Here is a 17,457-nt window from a genome sequence, read left to right on the forward strand (position 1 = left end):
TCACCCGATGGTCGCGTTGACCGATGCTGTGCCGTTGACCGCCGCGGACGGTGTCACCGGCGTGAACAACGGCCGGGACATGCGGAAATTCATTTCCGGTCTGCTGCTACCCGACGTCAAGAGCGCGAACCCCCTTGCAGTGCGCAACGGCGTGCTGCCGCACAACTGGGACGCCGTCGGCTGCACCAGCTTGCGGGTGCAGCAGCAGGGCACCGCGTCGATGAACGTCGACGTGCTCGCCGGCCACCTGGTGTGCGAGCGCACCGGCCAGGGCCCGTATCTGGGCTGGTCGGAATCGACCGTCTCGGTGCCGATCGCCACGTCGAACGCCACCAACCCCCGTATCGATGTCGTGTTCGCGGTGGTCTACGACCAGGCGTCGATCCCAACCGACCCGGCGCACGGGCCGGTCGTCGACGTGCTGGCCGGGGCACCGGCGGCCAGCCCGGTCGCGCCGACGAACCTGCCGGACGGCGCGATCAAGCTCGCAGAGGTTCGGGTGCCGGCGAACGCCACCACGATCACCGCAGCGAACATCACCGACAAACGGATGTCCACCGCGCTCACCGGTGGGGTGCGGTACATGCTGCCGGGCGACGCGGTGCTGGATCCTGGCCGGATCGATGGCGAGCTGCGGATCCGCAAGGCCGCGGCGCCGTGGCCGCAGCTGATGGACTACTGGGACGCCGCGCAGGGCCTGTGGCGGGGCACGATGGGCGCGACGTTCACCCAGACGTTCCCGGGCAGCCCAGACGGCAACAACAACGTCACCGGCGTGATCAGCGGCGCGAACAACACGCTGATCACCCTGAATATCCCGGATCCGGGGTTCCCGTACCGGGTGATCGCGAGCACGTTGTTCAAAATCATCTCGATCAACAACCCGACGACGATCAACTACTACGTCAACGTCAACAACAACCAGTTCGCCGGTGCGATCGGCACCGCCGGGCCGGGCGGCGACAACCGGTGTCCGGTCGTGCCGATCGGCGCCACGATCTACACCGGCGCCTCGACCGTCCGCCTGAAAATCGATGTGCTCGGCGGCGGCTCGATAACATGGGGCGCTGACGTGCGCAACCCGCTGACGGTGCAGGTCGTCCCGGCATGACCACCTCGCTGTGGTCACCGCCGCCAGCGTCACCGGCCGGGGCCGGGCACCGGCTGCTGCTGGCCAACAGCATCACCGGGCGGATCCACCGTGAGCTGCCGTTGGGCGGGCAGGTTCCGGGCTGGCAGCGGCAGCTGAACAATCCCGGCAGCCTGACCGCTCAGATCTCCTTGTCGCCCAAGCTCGACGAGGAGACGTTCACGATGCTCGGCGAGGCATGGCGCTGGACCGTGGTGCACGCCTACGGCAACAGCATCATGCAGGCCGGGTTTCTGCTCGGGCTCGAGGCAGACGACACCCAGGGGTACACCGCGACGGTGCGCACCACGACGCTGTGGGAGTTCCTCGGGAAAAAGGCCCTGGTGCTCTACGGCGGTAAGGCGTTGACCGATACCGCGGCCGACGTCGTGTTCTCCGCGACGAGCCCGGACCCGGCGAACAGGAATCTGTCGTGGGGGAGCGTGGCCGCGCGCTTGGTCGGCATCTACCTGGCCAACGCCGGCCAGTGGGGGCTGCCGATCCGGCTGCCCGATCCGGCTACCGGTACCGCGACGGTCACCTACGCGGCGGCGGATCTGGCCTACGTCGGGCAACGGCTGACCGAGATCACCCAGCAGGACGGCGGCCCCGAGCTCGAGTTCGTGCCGGAATGGAACGACTCATCGCAGCAGGCGATTGTGTGGCGGATGCGGGTCGGTGAGCCGCGGCTGGGTCAGCTCGGCTACCCGCATGTGTGGGACTACCGGCAGGCCTGCCAGTCGGTGAAAGCCACAGTGGATGGCAGCAATCAGGCATTCCAGGTCATCGCCAAGGGCCAGGACAACCGCAAGACGAGCGGCGAGCTGGTCTACGCCGACATTGCCGATCCGACCTGGGCGACGATGGGCTGGCCGTGGATGCAGACCGCCGACACCACCCACATGTCCGAAACACAGCAGAGCATCGTCGCCTCCTACGCCACCAGCTCACTGCGGTCGAACATGGCGCCGATCTGGACGGCTGAGGCCACGATCCGCATGGACGGCCGCAACCCGCAGGGCCTGGCGACCGGTTCGCCGTCGATCGAGGCCATCGCTACCGGCGACACCTGCGTACTGCAGATCCGTGACCACGCCTGGATCCCCGATGCGCAGTACGCGATGCGGATCCTGGCGATCGGGCCGGGATCGGATCCGTTCACCGCGAAACTCGCGATGCAGATGCTGGGGGGTGTGGTCGCATGACAATGCCCGAGGTGCCGCCCGGCCATGCGCCGGTCCCGGCGACGCTGCACACCGAGGTCGCCGCAGTCCGGAACCGCCTGGACGAACTCGCGCGCACTGGCGGGATTCCTGCCCGGCCGAGCGGGGAATGGACCGACGCGAACAACGGTGCGGGCACGGTGATCACGCACACCGGGACGGGCAGCGCCGGGTATGTCGGCACGAAGATCACCGACATTGGGGTGGTCCTCGGAACACCGAAGGGCTGCAGCATGTCCAGCGGCACGTTCACCGCGCTGGTGGGCGGGCAGTGGCTGTTGAACGTGACCGTGCAGTTCCAGGGCGGCAACGATGCCGTCCGGGTGATGTACCTAGGCCGCTCGTCGGCCGGTTCCAACCCGGCCGGGATCCGGTATGGGCGGATCGGTGGGGCGTCCATGGATGCGTTGGCGACCTCGTGGCAGCTGCGGCTCGCGCCGGGGGAGCAGGTCAGCGTCTACGTCGCGTGCTGGACGCTCAACCGCAGCGTGACGATTCATCGCGAGATGTCGAACAACTTCGCGGCGACGTGGCTCGGCCCATGAGCGTCCATATAGGACAGAACGAGTGCATGAAACTGCGCTACCAGCATAAACACGAATACGTAGTGTGTCTAGTTTTCAAAATTCGACTGAAATGAGGGCGTTGTGACCGATCGGATCACCACGGCCAGCTACACGAAGTTTGTGCAGGCCCCCACACAGTGGGCGGCGGTCAACTGGTCCGGGCAGAACATCACCGACATACAGGGTCTGTTCGACGCCCACGGCATCGCCGGACAGGTGATGCAGGCCGGGACGAACACGCTGCTGCTGATCATCGGCGGCGCCTCGTTCACCTACGCAGTCGGCGAGCAGGTGGTGATCTGCAACGACGGCGGGACGCAGTGGCGCCACGACCCGGCTCGGCGAAACCTCGCCGGGCTGGTGCTAATGAGCGACTACTACGTGACCCCGCCGGGCGCCTGAACTCGATGAGAGGACTCGGGTGGGTGACTTCGCGACGCTGCTCACCGCGATCGGCGGCCTGGCCACTGCGTTGGCCGGGGCCGTCGCGACCGTGGTCACCGCACTGCGCGCCGGCCGCCGCGAGCGGGCCGCCGCCGATGCCGACCGGATCGCGGCGCTGGAGGCCGAACTGGCTCAGCTCCGCGAGAAAGGCCCTGGTGAGAGCCAGTGACCAATGTGGATAGGACGAGACAACCGAAAATCCGCGCCTGGGCGGCGGCTGCGATCACCGCAGCCGCCGTCGTGCTTCTCGGGTATTCGGCGCTGCAGATGTACTCCAGCGTTGCCGAGCTGCGCGGGCAGCTGGCCGAGGTCGACGCCGAGGCTGGTGCGAACGCTGAGGCCGCGCAGGCGCTGGCCGCCCAGGTGCGCGAGCTGGGCCAGGTGCCGCGCGTGGAACCGCCCGCGGCCGGGCAGCGCGGCGAGCGCGGACTACAAGGCCTTACCGGGCAACGAGGGGAACAAGGAATCCCCGGAATCCCGGGACAGCCGGGCCGTGATGGTCAACAGGGTGTTCCTGGGCAGTCAGGCCGTGATGGGGAACCAGGAGCCGCGGGAGCGCAGGGCGAGCAGGGGCTGCCTGGCCAAAACGGCAAGGACGGCAAGGACGGCCAGGACGGGGCCGACGGCAAGGATGGGGTTGACGGCAAAGACGGCGCACCGCCGGCGACGTGGTCGTGGACCGATCCCAAGTCGGGCACGACCTACTCGTGCAGCCGGTCCGGTGGCAGCGATGACGCCCCGGCTTACTCCTGCACCCCGGCATCCAGCGACGGCGAGTCCGGGCTGCTGACGAACACGAAACCGAGGTGATCTGAATGGCTCAACCGCTCGTGTGGCTCGCTGACGTGCTGCAGGCTGCAGGGCTGCGGGTGGTGGAAACCCCTGGCTGGCGCGACCGTGCCGCCAGCGGTACCCCTCTGCGGCCGGTCGGTGTGCTCGAGCACCACACCGCCACCCCGACCAGCTACCAGCGTCCGGCACCGACGGTGGACCTGTGCATCAACGGCAGGCGGGATCTCGCCGGGCCGCTGTGCCACGGCGTCATCGGCTACGACGGCACCGTGCACCTGATCGCCGCCGGGCGCGCGAACCACGCCGGGAAAGCGAAGGCGTCGGGCCCGAACCCCGCCGGGGACGGCAACACGCTCTACGTCGGGTTCGAGTGGGACTACCAGGGCGTGAACCAAGGCCCGAGCCCGCAGCAGTACGACGCAGCGGTGCGCGCGACGCGGGCGGTGCTGGCCAAGCTCGGCCGCCCGCCGGAAGCCGCGCGCGGCCACCGCGAAACCTCCGTGACCGGGAAGATCGACCCCGGCCGCGTGGACCTCGACCAGTTCCGCCGCGACGTCGCCGCGGCCAATTCTCCGGAGGACGATTTGACCCCCGACCAGGCAGCCCAGCTCACCCGCATTGAGAACGAATTGCTTGGCCCTCGGGGTGATCGTGGCCAAATCCAGGGATGGGGCACCGCTGTTGGCCCGCGCACCATGGTCGCGATGCTCGTCGATCTGGTGAATGCGTTGCTGGCCCCGCAGACGTCGCGGGTTCCAGGTTCCAAGGTGAAGGTGACCGCGGTCGATGCGATCCGCAACGTGGACGGCGTGGTGTACCAGCTCCCGCCGCTGATCAACGCCGCCGGGCAGTCCGACCCCGCTGCGGTCGCCGAAGCCCTGCGCCCGGTGCTGGCCTCGGTCGTCGGCCCGGTCGTGGCCGAGTCCGTGCACGCCGCGCTCGGCCAGGACAACGCCGACCAGGCGGAAGCGATCGTCTCCGAGCTGGCGCGGCGGCTGGGAGGTGCGGCGGCATGAGCAACGTCGAGCTGACCGCCCTGGTCGTGTCCGGGCTCGTCGGGCTGGTCGTGCCGTGGCTGACGGAGCTGGTCACGCACTCCACGGCGCGCACCGAGCTGAAATCCGCGGTCACCGCCGCGTTATCGGCGTTGGTCGGCGCGGTCTCGACGATCGCGGTTGTGCCGGGCGCGGACTGGCGGGCGTACCTGCTGGCCATCGGCGCCGCGTGGGTCGCTTCGATGCGCACCTACTTCGCCGGGGTCGTGCGGCCGATCGCGCCCAGCAGCGGGATCGGTGCCCCCGCACCGAAGCACGCTGCACCCGACACCTCCGAGTAGTCCGTTCCTGGAAGCTACGGTCAACACGTAGCCCCCAGCGCCATTATCTGGCGCTGGGGGCTCTTAAGCGTCTCGACCTGACCCACAGATTGTGTTGGCCCCCCAGACTGGGGGCGTTGGTCATTAGCTCGGGATCTTCGAGCCTAGGTGGGCGTGAGTCCGATCCAGCGGGCGTAGCGGGTGAGATCCGGGTTGGAGCGGCGGTGCAGGCTGATCAGGACGGCGATGGTTTCGCGGACCATCGGGTGCAAGCGGGTTTGCTGGGGTGTGATCCGTTGGGCATGCTGGAGGGCGGCGAGGCTCGCGGCGCGGTCGCCGTGGATGAGGTGGGCGCGGGCGAGGTCGATGTAGTGGTGGCCGCGGCGGGTTCGGGGCATTGTGCGTGGGGGTGACCAGGAGTTCGCGGCGGCCAGTGCGGCTGCGCCGTTTCCGAGCTCGACTTGCGCGGCGACTTCGTGGGTCGTGGTGTTGGCGGGCCCGAAGGTCAGTCCGTAGTGGACCTGGTCGTCACCGAGTCGCGCGGCCAGTTCCCGTGCCGCGGCCAGGTGGTCGCGGGTGGTCGCGGTGTCTCCAGCGCGGGACGCCAGGGTGACCGACCGCAAATGCAGGCTGCCGACCACGGTTAGCGTGGCGGGGCTGGGCCGCCGCCGTAGTTCGTCGTCGAGGTCGGTGCGGGCGGTGTCGGTGAGCTGGAGTCCGTGGGTGTAGTCGCCGCCGGACTGGAAGCTCTGTGCTCGCACCCATTGGGCCAGGCCGCCGGCAAGGGGATCGCTGGCGCGGTGGGCGGTTTCGGTGAGGTGGTGGCCGACGGAGTCGGCGAGGTCGGGGAAACCTAGGCGGTGAAGCAGGGTGTGGGCGGCGTGGTAGGTCGTCACGAGCAGCCCGTAGACGCGGTCTGCCTGGGATGTGGGCAGGGTGTGGGCGGTGGCGGCCAGCTCGTCGATCAAGCTCGGCAGGCGGGCGGAGATCTGGCGGTATTTGGCGTCCCGGCGTAGTTGCGCGATCGCGGTGACGTCGGCGGCCAGCTCGTCGACTGGGCGGGGCCTTGTGTCGCTGGGCAGGTCGGTGCGGCGCAGCACGGTGCGGAGTGCGTCAACGGCGTCGTGTGTTGCGGCGTCGTGGGAATTGTCGTTGTAGGGCTGTCCGGTGAGCCGTTCCAGGGGTATCCGAAGGCCCCGGGACACGGCGGCCAGAAGTGCGTGTGTGGCGGCTCGGTCCCCGCATTCGACTTTGCCCAGCAAACTGAGTGAGACGTTCGCGCGTGACGCCAGCTGACGCTGGCTGTACCCGGCGGCTTTGCGCAGCAGCCGGATTGTGGCGCCAACATGGGAATCCTGATCCACCACAGCATTCTCCGGTCGTTGATGGTGTCCTGGTCAGTCAGCCTCGCAGACCACAGGTGCAGCCCACGACGTTTGTGCATGGTCTGTGAATGGTCACTGCCGCCCCAAGGTCGACACTCACAGTGCTCAAACGGGCACGTAGTGTTTACATCCCCGAGGAGGACACTGTGACCAGCATTCTGGCCGATCCGGTCGCACCCAATCCGCTACCAGCGCGGCGGGCAGACATGGCCATCTCCACCGACATCCCAACCGAGGGGGCGACGCGGCCGTTCGGTCTCACCCGCGCCACACCGCTGGGTGCAGGTGAGGCGATGGTGTCGCTGAAGGGCGCCACCTACGACCCCGGCCGCCAGGTCAGTGTCGACCCCGGAGGGCGGCCGTTCGTCGAGACCCCGGGTGTGATCCACGCCGGGACCAGCTACGACACCCAGTACGACATGCAGTGGTTCGTCGACGGGGACTGATGTTGCGATGACCGCTCCTTCCGTAGTCGTGATTACCGCCGACCAGGACATCACCGCCGATCTGGTAGTCGCCGAGCTGTGCCGGCGGGACGTGGGCGTGGTGCGCTTCGATCTGGCCGACTTCCCTGAAAACCTCGTCCAGGTGGCCTATCTGGTGCCGGACCGGCAGCGGTGGACGGGAGCGCTGCGCGGTCGGCGACGCGATGTGGACCTCTCGGCCGTCGAGGGTGTCTGGTACCGCAAGCCGTCGCCGTTCGCGCTGCATGCGGGCCTGACCGACACGGAGCAAGAGTGGGCAGCCGCCGAAGCCGCGATGGGCTTCGGCGGCCTGCTCGCCGCTCTGGACGCACGGTGGATCAGCAGGCCCGAACGGATCGCCCTGGCGGGCCGTAAACCGTTGCAGCTGTCGGTCGCGGCGGCCTGCGGCCTGGCAGTGCCGGAATCACTGCTGACCAACGACCCCACCCAGGCCCGCGACTTCTGTCGTACCCACCGCGAGGTGATCTACAAGCCCCTCACCGGCGGTCCGGGAACGGAGAACGGTCACCGCGTCGCACTGCGCGCGGACACCGTGTCGGCCGAGGAGATCACCGATGCCGTCCGCCGCACCACGCACCTATTCCAGGTGCGTGTCTCATGCGCGTACGCCGTCCGGCTCACCGTCGTCGGCCGGCGCCTGTTCGCCGCCCGCATCGACACCCCGTCCGATGTGGACGTAGTGGACTGGCGGGCGGTTCACGACCAGCTCACTTACACCCCCATCGACGTGCCCGACGACGTCGCGGCCGGGATCCACAAGGTGATGGACACCTTCGGCTTGGCCTACGCCGCACCCGACTTCGTGGTCGACCACGACGGGCGCTGGTACTTCCACGGCGACCTCAACCCCAATGGGCAGTGGGCATGGATCCAACCGTTACGGCAGGCCATCACCAGTGCGCTGGCCGACGAACTCACCTCACTCAAGGACGATGATGACGACCATCGATGACACGACGGCGCTGCGAGCCCGGCTCGCCGATCACCTGTCCGGCATCACCACCACACCGATGTGGCGGGATGCGTTCCGGACTGTCCCTCGCCACCTGTTCGCCCCGCAGTTCGCGATCCATAACCCTGCGGAAAACAACTTCGTCCACCACGACGTCACGGCCCCGGATAACGAGCGTCGTGAAGCTGCACTCGCCGCGGCCTATACCGATGACACGTTGATCACCCGGTTCAGCGAAGACGGTACGGCCATCAGTTCGTCGACCGAGCCAAGCTTGATGGCGAATATGCTGGAAGCCCTCGACGTCCAGCCAGGTCACCGTGTGCTGGAGGTCGGGGCGGGGACCGGCTACAACGCCGCGCTGCTCTGCGAAGCACTCGGCGACAGCAACATCACCACCATCGACGTCGACTCCGAGTTGGTGGACACCGCCCGTGCCGCACTGACTTCGGCCGGGTATGCCCCCACCGTCGTGTGCGGGAACGGCGCGGCCGGAGCTCCCGATCGTGCTCCCTTCGACCGGATCATCGCTACCTGCGGGGTGGATCGGGTCCCCGCCGCATGGCTGGGGCAGATCGCACCGGGCGGCGCGATCCTGGTCAACGTCAGCAAGGGGATCGTGCTGCTGCGACACCAGCACCACGCCGTGTCCGGGCGGTTCATCAGTTCGGCTGGGTTCATGGCGCTGCGATCAGCAGGCGATCCCAGCCGGTCACACGGCCGGCACATCGTCGAGATGACCGCCGGTGCGCCCGACAGCACGTACACCGCAGACGTGGCGCCAGACGTCGACTTCACCATGGCGGCGTTCTTCAGCAGCCTGATCGCCGAACACAGCCAACTTGTCTTCGTGCACGACGAGGACGGGGACGTCAGCTCATACCGGTGGATTCACCCCGCAACACAGTCATGGGCACGCGTCGATCTCACCAACGACCACGCGGCCGTGAATCAGTCCGGGGCACGTCGGCTGTGGACAGAACTGGCCCCGGTCCTCGATTCCTGGCACGCCGCCGGTAGACCTGGGCTCGAGCGGTACGGGCTCACCGTCACCGGCAGCGACCAGCACACATTGTGGCTCGACCACCCTGACCAGAAGATCACAGTGCTTGACTGAAGTCGTCTCAGGTGCTCGGCGAACAACATGCATGGAGTCGTTCGACGACGGGCGAGTGGATTGCGCTTGTGCGTTACCGCATGGTTCGCGGTGTAGGGGGTGGGGGATGCGGCTGGGCCATTGGGGGCCGGCGGAGGCGATATCACCAAGGCAGGACGCGCCCGCCCGGAACGACATGAGACCTGGTAGCGGCGGACGTGCTGAGCAGGGACAATGATCTGCGAAGTCTTCGCGGTGGGTTCGCGGAGGTGTGTCTCGGGGTGAGATGCAGGGTGATGGGAGAGCCCCTGGCGTTTCGACGCCGGGGGCTCTTTGCATGTCGTTGACAACCTATGTAGTTTAAGAGGCATGAGGAAAACGCACGCGCTGATGCAGGTCGCATCGGTGTTGATGGGGAACCCGACTTCGAAACACTGGGGGTACGAACTCGGCAGGCAAGCCGGGGTTCGTTCGGGCGTGCTGTATCCGATGCTGACCCGGATGCTTGACGAAGGGTGGCTGACTGATGGCTGGGAAGACCCAGAAACCATCCAGGGCCGTCCGCCGCGCCGTTACTACGAGCTGACCGAGGAGGGCAAGCTGGAACTGGGGGCGGTCCTGCAGGCCGGCATGTCGGACGCCCGGTTCAAGAACCTGCAGCTGGGGTGGGCATGATGGCTGAGCTGCTGGAAGCGGTCGCGTCCTGGAAAAGTCTTCTGTCGGTGCTGCTCGTTTTTGGGTTCGCACCCGGGTTTCTGATGCGCCTTCTGGTCCGGATTTACCCGAAAGACGATCCGCAACGCGCCAACCTCATGGCGGAGCTCTACTCGCGTGGTCGGCTGGAGCGGCCACTGTTTGTCGCGGAAAACCTGGAAACGGCGTTGGCCGAAGGCGTGCCTCATCGCATCCGAGCGCTCTTGCGCCGGAAGCCCGTTGTGAGCGGGCCGGTCGGCCAAAGTGCGCCGGACCGTTCTGAGTTCATGCATGAGCAGGAGATCAGGGAGCCCTTCTTCTACGGTGGCGTGACCTGCCTGGGCTGTAAGAGCGCGCCTCCGAACTAGTTGGATCGCAACCCGGAGTCGCGTAGCGCATTCGCCCGCGGATTAGCCGTGTGTTTCCTCGTGTGCGTCGAGTTCGGGTCCGGAGGACTCGAACTCGCGCCCGCACCGATAACACGTCCGAGACAGGCGCGCGTTCCACTCGGCGACGGTCTCCCCGTCGCGACGTTCCATGTGCGTCTTCCAGCCTCTTGGCTTGTGCGCCTCGGGAGTCTTGGTATCCGACACTGGCGTGGATCGCATCAGCTCGGATAGCGGGACAAGTCGCCCACTGCTGGCGCTCATCGGTCCCACCACCAGCGGTGTGCGGGCCCGGTGGCATCGAGGGAATCCACCGGCCCCGCGACGGTGAGGTTCAGCAACGGTTGCGGCATGACTCTAAGATCGACCGCTTCGTCGCAGCGAGAGGTACGTTTTGTACCCCTACCCGATCAGCGGATACCGATCCGATCTGCCAAGGAGCGCACCGCCGTCGCCTCGCCGCTCGGAGGACGGTCGAGAAGCGAATGCGTCAGCTCGCGTGCCCAGCCATTGAACCGAGCCGTTTCTGGGGCGGTCCTTTCTGAGCGGTCGAGCATCGCGAGTACTCCTGCGTGATCGCCCTGCAAAGCGTGGACACGGGCGACCTCGATCATGTGCCGAGCCCGGCGCGGCACCGACGCGATCTCGGCCGGATCGAAGTTCGCCGCCTGCATCGCCTCGCCACCGCGCCGCAGCTCCACGCCGAGCGTGACCGCGTTCGCCTGCATCACAGGGAGCCCGAAGCTCGATTGCACGTGCCGATAGCCCGGTCCGAGTTTCCGGGCGATGCCAAAAGCGGATTCCCAGCACCGCCAAGCTTCGCCGTGCCGGCCCCGGCGGGCGTAGGTCAACGCGTTCTCGGCTTGGAGTGCACCGACCATGCCGCGCCAGTCGCTCGGGGCTGACTCCAGGTAGGGCTCGAGCTGGGCGGCACCGTCATTGGCGACGCTGATCGCTTCTTCCCAGCGTCCGGACTCCCGCAGAATCTGGACCAGTGCCCACGCGCCGGCGGCCATCGCATACGGATCGTCGGCTTCCTGCCCTTCGGTCACGGCCCGGTCGGCGACCAGCCACACCAGCTCCGGTGCGGGTTGATAGGCGACGTAGAAGTCGGCGAGCTGGTAGACGCCGGCCAACGTGCGCCGCGCATCTCGTCGCTCCGAGCCCTGATGCGCTCGGACAGCCCGCTGCGAGTCCCTGATCAGGTCGGGCAGCAGCGCGCCGAGCTGGGTGCGGTGGTCCGGCGAGCTGTGCCGCACTTTCCACGCCGCCGCCAGTCGTTCTGCGAGGTGCGGCAGGTTGATGGGCCGACGGTCTGGAGTGATCCGGTACTCGGTCAACGCGGCCTGCACGTCGTAGAGCGCTTGGTGGGCGGCGCCCGGCGCGAACCTGGAAACCGATACTGCTTCGTCGTTGCCGGTGAGCTCGACGAGATCGCGGATGTCGAGTGCACGGGCGATTTTGGTGAGCATCTGCAGCCGCGGGGTTTGCAGGCGCCCCGTTTCGACTGCCTTGACCCACTCTCCGGACCTGTCGACCAGGGCGCCGAGCACGGGTCGGCTCATTCCTGCGCGTTCGCGGGCCTGTCGGATGCGTGCGCCGACGGGCAGATCGTTGTTGGTCACGACCACATCACCACTTCGCCGAGTTGCTCCCCGCCGAGCCCCTAGGGAGCTACCCCAGGGGCGTTGAACCTCGGCGAAGAGGTGGCCTTGAGGGTAACGAGTGTTCGATAACGTGGCGAGGATCGCAGTTGGTGCCCGCCGCAGTCGTTGGCCCCGCCTCGTTTCCCCCGACCGAGGCGGGGCCTTTTCATCCCTCGGGATCCTCTCGAAACCCGCCTTTTACCCCCGCCAGGACGCGCCCGCCGATGCTCGCCAGCGCTCCCCGAATCCCTGGAAGTGCCTGCACACGCCAGGTTTCACACCCCCGTGCTAGGTTTCAATGGTCAATATCGGTATAGTTATTGGGCCAGTGCTGTCGGAGGCGCACGTGATCGAGCTGAAAAGCGCCACCGAGATCGGTGCCCTGCGTGAAGCCGGCCGCATCACCGCCCGCACCCTGCACGCCGTGCGCGCCCATGCCCAGGTCGGCACCCAGCTGCGCGAACTCGACGACCTCGCCCGCACCACCATCACCGACGCCGGCGCCCAACCGGTGTTCGATGGCTACCACCCGCGCTGGGCGCCGAACCCGTTCCCCGCCGCGATCTGCACCTCGGTCAACGACGCCCTCGTCCACGGCATCCCGGACCGCACCCGCCTGGCCGACGGTGACCTGATCAGCATCGACTGCGCAGCCCGCCTGCACGGCTGGGTCGGCGACGCCGCGATCACCTTCACCATCGGCACCGCCCACCCGGTTGACACCGACCTCGTGGCCACCGCCGAACAAGCCCTGGCCGAGGGCATCGCCGCAGCCCAGCCCGGCGCCCGCATCGGCGACATCTCCCGCGCCATCGGCGTGCTCGCCCGCAGCGCCGGCTACGGCATCCCCACCCACCTCACCGGCCACGGCGTCGGCCGCGACATGCGCGAAGCACCGCTGGTGCCCAACGACGGCCACCCCGGCAAAGGCGTGCCGCTGCGCCCAGGTCTGGTGCTGGCGATCGAACCGATGCTGCTGGCCGGGGGAGCCGACAGCACCAGCACCGACGAAAACGGCTGGACGACGCGCACCGCCGACGGCAGCCGCGCCGCCCACGTCGAGCACACCATCGCCATCACCACCAACGGCCCGATGATCCTCACCGCGCTGTGAACGAAAACCAGAGCCGCTCACCAGGTCAGGACGATGCGGCCGTCAGCGTCAGGAGCTCGACGTCGGACAGGTGCAGGGTGACCAGCGCCGAGAGCTGCTCGACCGTGCGCGCGGAGGCGATCGGCGCGGCCACCGTCGGCTGCTGCGCGAGCTAGGCCAGCGCGACAGTCGCGATCTCCACGCTGCGGGCCGTCGCGACTTCCTCCAACGCGGCGAGGACCTTCGCGCCGCGCTCGGCGTCCACGTAGCCGTCGGCCAGACCGGGCATGTCACGCACGCTCTCGACGGTCTTGCCCGGGCGGCACTTACCGGTCAGGAAGCCGGAAGCGAGCGGGCGGCGAACCACTTGCCGATGATGGTCTCGGACTGGCCAGCCTCGCTGCCGGGGAAGTGGTACATGTACGCGTCGGCGGTGCCGACGACGTTGCCGCCCGCGTCGCAGCAGGCGTCGAGCACCGCGAACGAGTGAGCTTCGTCGGCAGTCCAGCTGAACACGTTCCCTCCCAAGCACAACGGGGATACGACAAGGTCAGATCGGCCAAGGTGGCGAAGTGCGAACATGATTGATTCGACCACGATCCGCGCCCCGTGTTCCCCGATTGGGCAAAGCTTGCCCGTTCGTTGGTGGTGGGGTGCCCGAAAGTACCGGTCGGACAGCGGATCTGCGACAACTCCTTGTAAGGACGGCCCGATCCCAGTCAACCCCCTGAACGTTGAATTCCTCGCTGCCCATCGATGATCAATCCCACATGCGATGAAGCGCGCATATCCGGATACTGTGAATTATCGATCACATCGTCGTGGAATTGCGCACCCGAGGAATCATGAAGAAACATTTTGCCTTCGTCAGCGTCCCCGCCTCCGGGCACATCAACCCCACCCTGCCGCTGGTGGCCGAACTGCTGCGGCGCGGCCACCGGGTCAGCTACGCCGTGGGGCGCGACATGGCCCCCACCGTGGCCGAAACCGGTGCTGAACTGGTCGAACTGCCCACCGAACTTCCCAAAGTAGGCCGCGGCGCGTTGAGCGCAGAACGCATGAAAATGATGCTGGACTTCTTCTGCGACGACCTGCGCGTCAGCTACCCGCTGCTGCGCGAGCACTTCCGCCACGACCTGCCCGACGCCGTCTGCGTCGACGCCATGACCCCGCACGGACACATGCTCGCCGAAGAACTCGACATTCCCGCGATCGTGCTCATGCCCAGTTTCGCCTCGGATGAGAAATTCTCGCTGCGCGACGTCATCCCGGCCGGGCAACCGCAATTCCCCGCCGAGATCTTCGCCGAGATGAGCAGCCGAATCCAGCAGGTCGCCGACGAACTCGGCGTGCGCCCGATGCTGCCGTTCCAGCCCCAGCCCGGCGAACTGAACCTGGTGTTCCTGCCCCGGCATTTCCAGCTGGCCGCCGACACCTTCGACGAGCGGTACCACTTCATCGGCCCACTGCTGGGCGAGCGCGAGCAGCAGCCCTGGCAGCCCCGCGACCCGCACGCCCCACTGCTCTACATCGCCCTGGGCACCGCCCTCAACGACCGCCCCGACTTCTACCGGATGTGCCTGCAGGCCTTCGCCGACAGTCCCTGGCAGGTCGCGATGTCCACCGGCCACGAGGTCGAACTGGCCGAACTCGGCGCGATCCCGGACAACTTCGACGTGCGCGCGAGCTTCCCGCAACCCGCGGTGCTGCGTCATGCCAGCGCCTTCATCTCCCACACCGGCATGAACTCCACCATGGAATCCCTGCGCGCCGCAGTGCCGCTGGTGGCCGTCCCGCAGATGCCCGAACAAGCCGTCAATGCCACCCGCGTTGAAGAACTCGGCCTCGGCCGCCACCTGGACCCGGCCACCGTCACCGCCGACCAACTGCGCACCACCGTCGACGAAGTCGCCGCCAACACCGACATCCGCGCCAACCTCGACCGCATGCGCGAGATCGTGCGCTCCTGCGGCGGCGCGATCGCCGGCGCCGACGCCCTCGAAGCCCACCTGCGCTGACCCGCGGTGGGTGCCGCCGCAGCCCGGCGGCACCCACCGCTTCACCGTGCCGTGGCCCGGGACCGCTTCGTGCGGCGGTCCAGCCACAACTGGCTGGCCATCAGCGGCACGACCCACCCCGGCCACGTCGACAAGCCCGCGATGCTGGCCACCATGTAGGCCTCATCGCCACCGAAAGTCGTCGGCAGCTGCGGCCCCAGCAGCGCAGCCCACAGCACCGTCCACACCCGATTGGTCACCGTCGAGATCGTCAGCACGAACGACCGCACCATCCACCGGCGGTGATCACCGAACCGTCGCGCCCGCGCCGCACACCACCCCGCCACTGTGCAGGCGAACCACACCACGCCCAACAGCACGTTGCTGCCCACCGCGACCGGACCGAACGGCCCGAACACACCCACCGCCACCGCCAACACCGACGCGGGCAGCACCCCGGCGAACACATAAGCCCGGCCGATGAGCCGGTGAGTGCGCGGATACCGCGTCCGAAACGCCGGCCAGACCTGGAAACAACAGCTCAGGATCGCCACCGACCCGAACAGCACGTGCCCCACCAGCAGCGGGTAGTGCACCTCAGCCCCGGCCGGCGGATGAACCCGCGCCAACGCCGGATCCAACGTCAAATACGGCGGCACCGACACAACCACGAACACCAACGCCACCAACGCCAACGGACCCACCCGCGGCCGCCGCCACCACCGCACCCGCGACCGGTCCTGCACCACCGCGCTCACACCTCAGCACTCCTGCGTACACCGTCCAATATGCGTACACGGTATTGGCCGGACAGAAGACACGTTCACCTGCGAAAATAAAGGAAGGAAAAGGCTTTCCAGCGCACTAGTGCACTAGGGGATTCCCGCTGGTGCACTACGCTTCCCGGCGCACGTGCACTAGTGCAACGACGGGGGAGCGCGATGCCGACCGGACCACAACCGCCCTACCTGCGCATCGTCACCGACATCCGCGCCCGCATCGACTCCGGCGACCTGCGCCCCGGCGACCGGGTCCCCTCCACCCGCCAGATCACCGACGAATGGGGCGTGGCCATGGCCACCGCCACCAAAGCCCTCGCCACCCTGCGCCGCGAAGGCCTCGTCCACCCCGTGACCGGCACCGGAACCGTCGTCGCCGACCCCACCGGCCGCGCACCCCGCCCCCGAACACGACCAGCCCGCCGCACCACCGAAACCCACCTCGACCAGCACCGCATCGTGCGCGCCGCCATCACCCTCGCCGACGCCGAAGGCCGCGCCGCGGTGTCCATGCGCCGCGTAGCCGCCGAACTCGGCACCGGCACCATGTCGCTGTACCGGCACGTGCCCGACAAGGACGAACTCCTGCGCCTCATGGCCGACGCGGCCCTCGCCGAAACCCCACTACCCGAACGCAGCCGCCGCAGCTGGCGCGCCAGCCTCGAAAAACTCGCCCGCCAGCACTGGGCCACCTACCAACAACACCCCTGGCTGGCGCCGATCGCCCTGACCTCGCTGGCCACACCACCGCTGCTGCCCACCGGCATGGCCCACCTCGAATGGCAACTCACCGCCCTCCACGGGCTCGGCCTGCCCCAACGCACCGCCATCCAGATCGCAGTCAGCCTCAACGGCTGTGTCGGCGGCATCGCGATGAGCCACTCCATGGAACGCGAATACACCCAGGAAACCGGCATCACCGCCCAACAACGCCTCACCACCGACCAACCCGAACTGCACACCCTGCTCGCCACCGGCGGCTACCCCAAACTCGCCGCCCTCGCCGCCAGCAACATCACCATCGACCTGGACCAGATCTTCGAATTCGGCCTGCAACGCCACCTCGACGGCCTCGGCCACCACCTCAACAGCCACCGGCGCAAACCCTGAAAAAACAAGCGCCGGGCACGGAAGAAATCCGCACCCGGCGCTCGGTCGAAACTCCGCTCAGCGGGAGGCCATCAGCTCGTCGAAGGACGGGAAGCGCTCGGCGGTGTCGGTGTTGCAGAAATCGCCCACCCAGCCGTCCTCGTCGTGGAAGAACCGGATCGCCACGAAGTCCGGGCGCGTGCCCATGTCGAACCAGTGCGTGGTGTTGGCCGGCACGCTCAGCAGATCACCCGCCTCGCACAGCACCCCGAAGGGCTTGAGGGCATCAGCGATCTCACCCGGATCCTCGGTGAGCACCCGCACCGCGGCGGGATCGGTGTCGGGCCACACGGTCAGCAACGTCAATGCCACAACCTCCTGAAATCC

The 17,457-nt window shown here is 67.7% G+C and carries 20 protein-coding genes and 1 pseudogene; 16 read left to right on the forward strand and 5 right to left on the reverse strand.

The genetic code is table 11. The features are described from left to right. Positions 1-7 precede the first annotated feature (7 nt). From ACWCO2_RS01235 to ACWCO2_RS01270, 8 genes are all read left to right on the forward strand, one after another. A complete protein-coding gene (locus ACWCO2_RS01235) occupies positions 8-1,111 on the forward strand; it encodes a hypothetical protein (protein ID WP_450125674.1) in 1,104 nt (367 codons plus the stop codon). Then, positions 1,108-2,334 carry a hypothetical protein gene (locus tag ACWCO2_RS01240; protein WP_450125675.1) on the forward strand — a complete coding sequence of 409 codons (1,227 nt, stop codon included), beginning with the start codon at positions 1,108-1,110 and terminating at the stop codon, positions 2,332-2,334. The genes ACWCO2_RS01235 and ACWCO2_RS01240 overlap by 4 nt, the downstream gene beginning before the upstream one ends. Further along, positions 2,331-2,897: a hypothetical protein gene (locus ACWCO2_RS01245; RefSeq protein ID WP_450125676.1), complete on the forward strand. Its 567-nt coding sequence runs from the start codon at positions 2,331-2,333 to the stop codon at positions 2,895-2,897. Before ACWCO2_RS01240 ends, ACWCO2_RS01245 begins: the two co-directional genes overlap by 4 nt. A gap of 102 nt (positions 2,898-2,999) precedes the next feature. Next, positions 3,000-3,320 carry a hypothetical protein gene (locus ACWCO2_RS01250; RefSeq protein WP_450125677.1) on the forward strand — a complete coding sequence of 107 codons (321 nt, stop codon included), beginning with the start codon at positions 3,000-3,002 and terminating at the stop codon, positions 3,318-3,320. Positions 3,321-3,339: 19 nt separating this feature from the next. Then, positions 3,340-3,531 (forward strand): hypothetical protein, encoded by a 192-nt coding sequence (locus tag ACWCO2_RS01255; protein WP_450125678.1) that lies wholly within the window; start codon positions 3,340-3,342, stop codon positions 3,529-3,531. Next, positions 3,528-4,172, forward strand: coding sequence for a hypothetical protein (locus tag ACWCO2_RS01260; RefSeq protein ID WP_450125679.1), 645 nt, complete (start codon positions 3,528-3,530; stop codon positions 4,170-4,172). The genes ACWCO2_RS01255 and ACWCO2_RS01260 overlap by 4 nt, the downstream gene beginning before the upstream one ends. A 5-nt stretch (positions 4,173-4,177) precedes the next feature. Beyond that, on the forward strand, positions 4,178-5,170 hold the full coding sequence (locus tag ACWCO2_RS01265) for a peptidoglycan recognition protein family protein (RefSeq protein ID WP_450125680.1): 993 nt from the start codon (positions 4,178-4,180) through the stop codon (positions 5,168-5,170). Next, on the forward strand, positions 5,167-5,490 hold the full coding sequence (locus tag ACWCO2_RS01270; protein WP_450125681.1) for a hypothetical protein: 324 nt from the start codon (positions 5,167-5,169) through the stop codon (positions 5,488-5,490). Before ACWCO2_RS01265 ends, ACWCO2_RS01270 begins: the two co-directional genes overlap by 4 nt. Positions 5,491-5,633: 143 nt before the next feature. Here ACWCO2_RS01270 and ACWCO2_RS01275 read toward each other — a convergent pair whose 3' ends face one another. Beyond that, complete coding sequence (locus ACWCO2_RS01275; protein WP_450125682.1) at positions 5,634-6,836, reverse strand: helix-turn-helix domain-containing protein; 1,203 nt, start codon at positions 6,834-6,836, stop codon at positions 5,634-5,636. 164 nt (positions 6,837-7,000) lie between these two features. On the opposite strand from ACWCO2_RS01275, the gene tgmA reads away from it, so the two are divergent. From tgmA to ACWCO2_RS01300, 5 genes are all read left to right on the forward strand, one after another. Further along, entirely contained in the window at positions 7,001-7,300 is a 300-nt protein-coding gene (tgmA, locus tag ACWCO2_RS01280; RefSeq protein ID WP_450125683.1) for a putative ATP-grasp-modified RiPP, read from the forward strand. A 7-nt stretch (positions 7,301-7,307) separates the two neighbouring features. Beyond that, the gene (gene tgmB / locus ACWCO2_RS01285; RefSeq protein WP_450125684.1) at positions 7,308-8,291 is read left to right on the forward strand and encodes an ATP-grasp ribosomal peptide maturase; all 984 of its coding nucleotides are present in this window, start codon (positions 7,308-7,310) and stop codon (positions 8,289-8,291) included. Next, the gene (locus ACWCO2_RS01290) at positions 8,275-9,408 is read left to right on the forward strand and encodes a methyltransferase domain-containing protein (protein ID WP_450125685.1); all 1,134 of its coding nucleotides are present in this window, start codon (positions 8,275-8,277) and stop codon (positions 9,406-9,408) included. Before tgmB ends, ACWCO2_RS01290 begins: the two co-directional genes overlap by 17 nt. A 369-nt stretch (positions 9,409-9,777) precedes the next feature. Beyond that, on the forward strand, positions 9,778-10,062 hold the full coding sequence (locus ACWCO2_RS01295) for a PadR family transcriptional regulator (protein ID WP_450125686.1): 285 nt from the start codon (positions 9,778-9,780) through the stop codon (positions 10,060-10,062). Next, positions 10,062-10,448 carry a hypothetical protein gene (locus ACWCO2_RS01300; RefSeq protein ID WP_450125687.1) on the forward strand — a complete coding sequence of 129 codons (387 nt, stop codon included), beginning with the start codon at positions 10,062-10,064 and terminating at the stop codon, positions 10,446-10,448. The genes ACWCO2_RS01295 and ACWCO2_RS01300 overlap by 1 nt, the downstream gene beginning before the upstream one ends. Before the next feature lie 428 nt (positions 10,449-10,876). Here the strand turns inward: ACWCO2_RS01300 and ACWCO2_RS01305 are convergent, their stop codons facing one another. Continuing rightward, positions 10,877-12,091: a helix-turn-helix domain-containing protein gene (locus tag ACWCO2_RS01305; protein ID WP_450125688.1), complete on the reverse strand. Its 1,215-nt coding sequence runs from the start codon at positions 12,089-12,091 to the stop codon at positions 10,877-10,879. A 367-nt stretch (positions 12,092-12,458) separates the two neighbouring features. Here ACWCO2_RS01305 and map point away from each other — a divergent pair, with 367 nt between their 5' ends. Further along, positions 12,459-13,226, forward strand: a complete 768-nt coding sequence (gene map / locus ACWCO2_RS01310) for a type I methionyl aminopeptidase (protein ID WP_450125689.1) — start codon at positions 12,459-12,461, stop codon at positions 13,224-13,226. 25 nt (positions 13,227-13,251) lie between these two features. Here the strand turns inward: map and ACWCO2_RS01315 are convergent. Then, a pseudogene (locus tag ACWCO2_RS01315) lies at positions 13,252-13,787 on the reverse strand (aldo/keto reductase). Positions 13,788-14,050: 263 nt separating this feature from the next. Between ACWCO2_RS01315 and ACWCO2_RS01320 the strand changes: the two are divergent. Continuing rightward, positions 14,051-15,223: a macrolide family glycosyltransferase gene (locus ACWCO2_RS01320; RefSeq protein ID WP_450125690.1), complete on the forward strand. Its 1,173-nt coding sequence runs from the start codon at positions 14,051-14,053 to the stop codon at positions 15,221-15,223. A 41-nt stretch (positions 15,224-15,264) separates the two neighbouring features. Here ACWCO2_RS01320 and ACWCO2_RS01325 read toward each other — a convergent pair whose 3' ends face one another. Beyond that, the gene (locus ACWCO2_RS01325) at positions 15,265-15,960 is read right to left on the reverse strand and encodes a DUF2306 domain-containing protein (RefSeq protein WP_450125691.1); all 696 of its coding nucleotides are present in this window, start codon (positions 15,958-15,960) and stop codon (positions 15,265-15,267) included. 183 nt (positions 15,961-16,143) lie between these two features. On the opposite strand from ACWCO2_RS01325, the gene ACWCO2_RS01330 reads away from it, so the two are divergent. After that, the gene (locus ACWCO2_RS01330) at positions 16,144-17,091 is read left to right on the forward strand and encodes a TetR/AcrR family transcriptional regulator C-terminal domain-containing protein (RefSeq protein ID WP_450125692.1); all 948 of its coding nucleotides are present in this window, start codon (positions 16,144-16,146) and stop codon (positions 17,089-17,091) included. A 57-nt stretch (positions 17,092-17,148) separates the two neighbouring features. Here ACWCO2_RS01330 and ACWCO2_RS01335 read toward each other — a convergent pair whose 3' ends face one another. Further along, on the reverse strand, positions 17,149-17,436 hold the full coding sequence (locus ACWCO2_RS01335; RefSeq protein ID WP_450125778.1) for a hypothetical protein: 288 nt from the start codon (positions 17,434-17,436) through the stop codon (positions 17,149-17,151). Positions 17,437-17,457: the final 21 nt, after the last annotated feature.

Source organism: Saccharopolyspora sp. NPDC002376, from assembly GCF_053593195.1.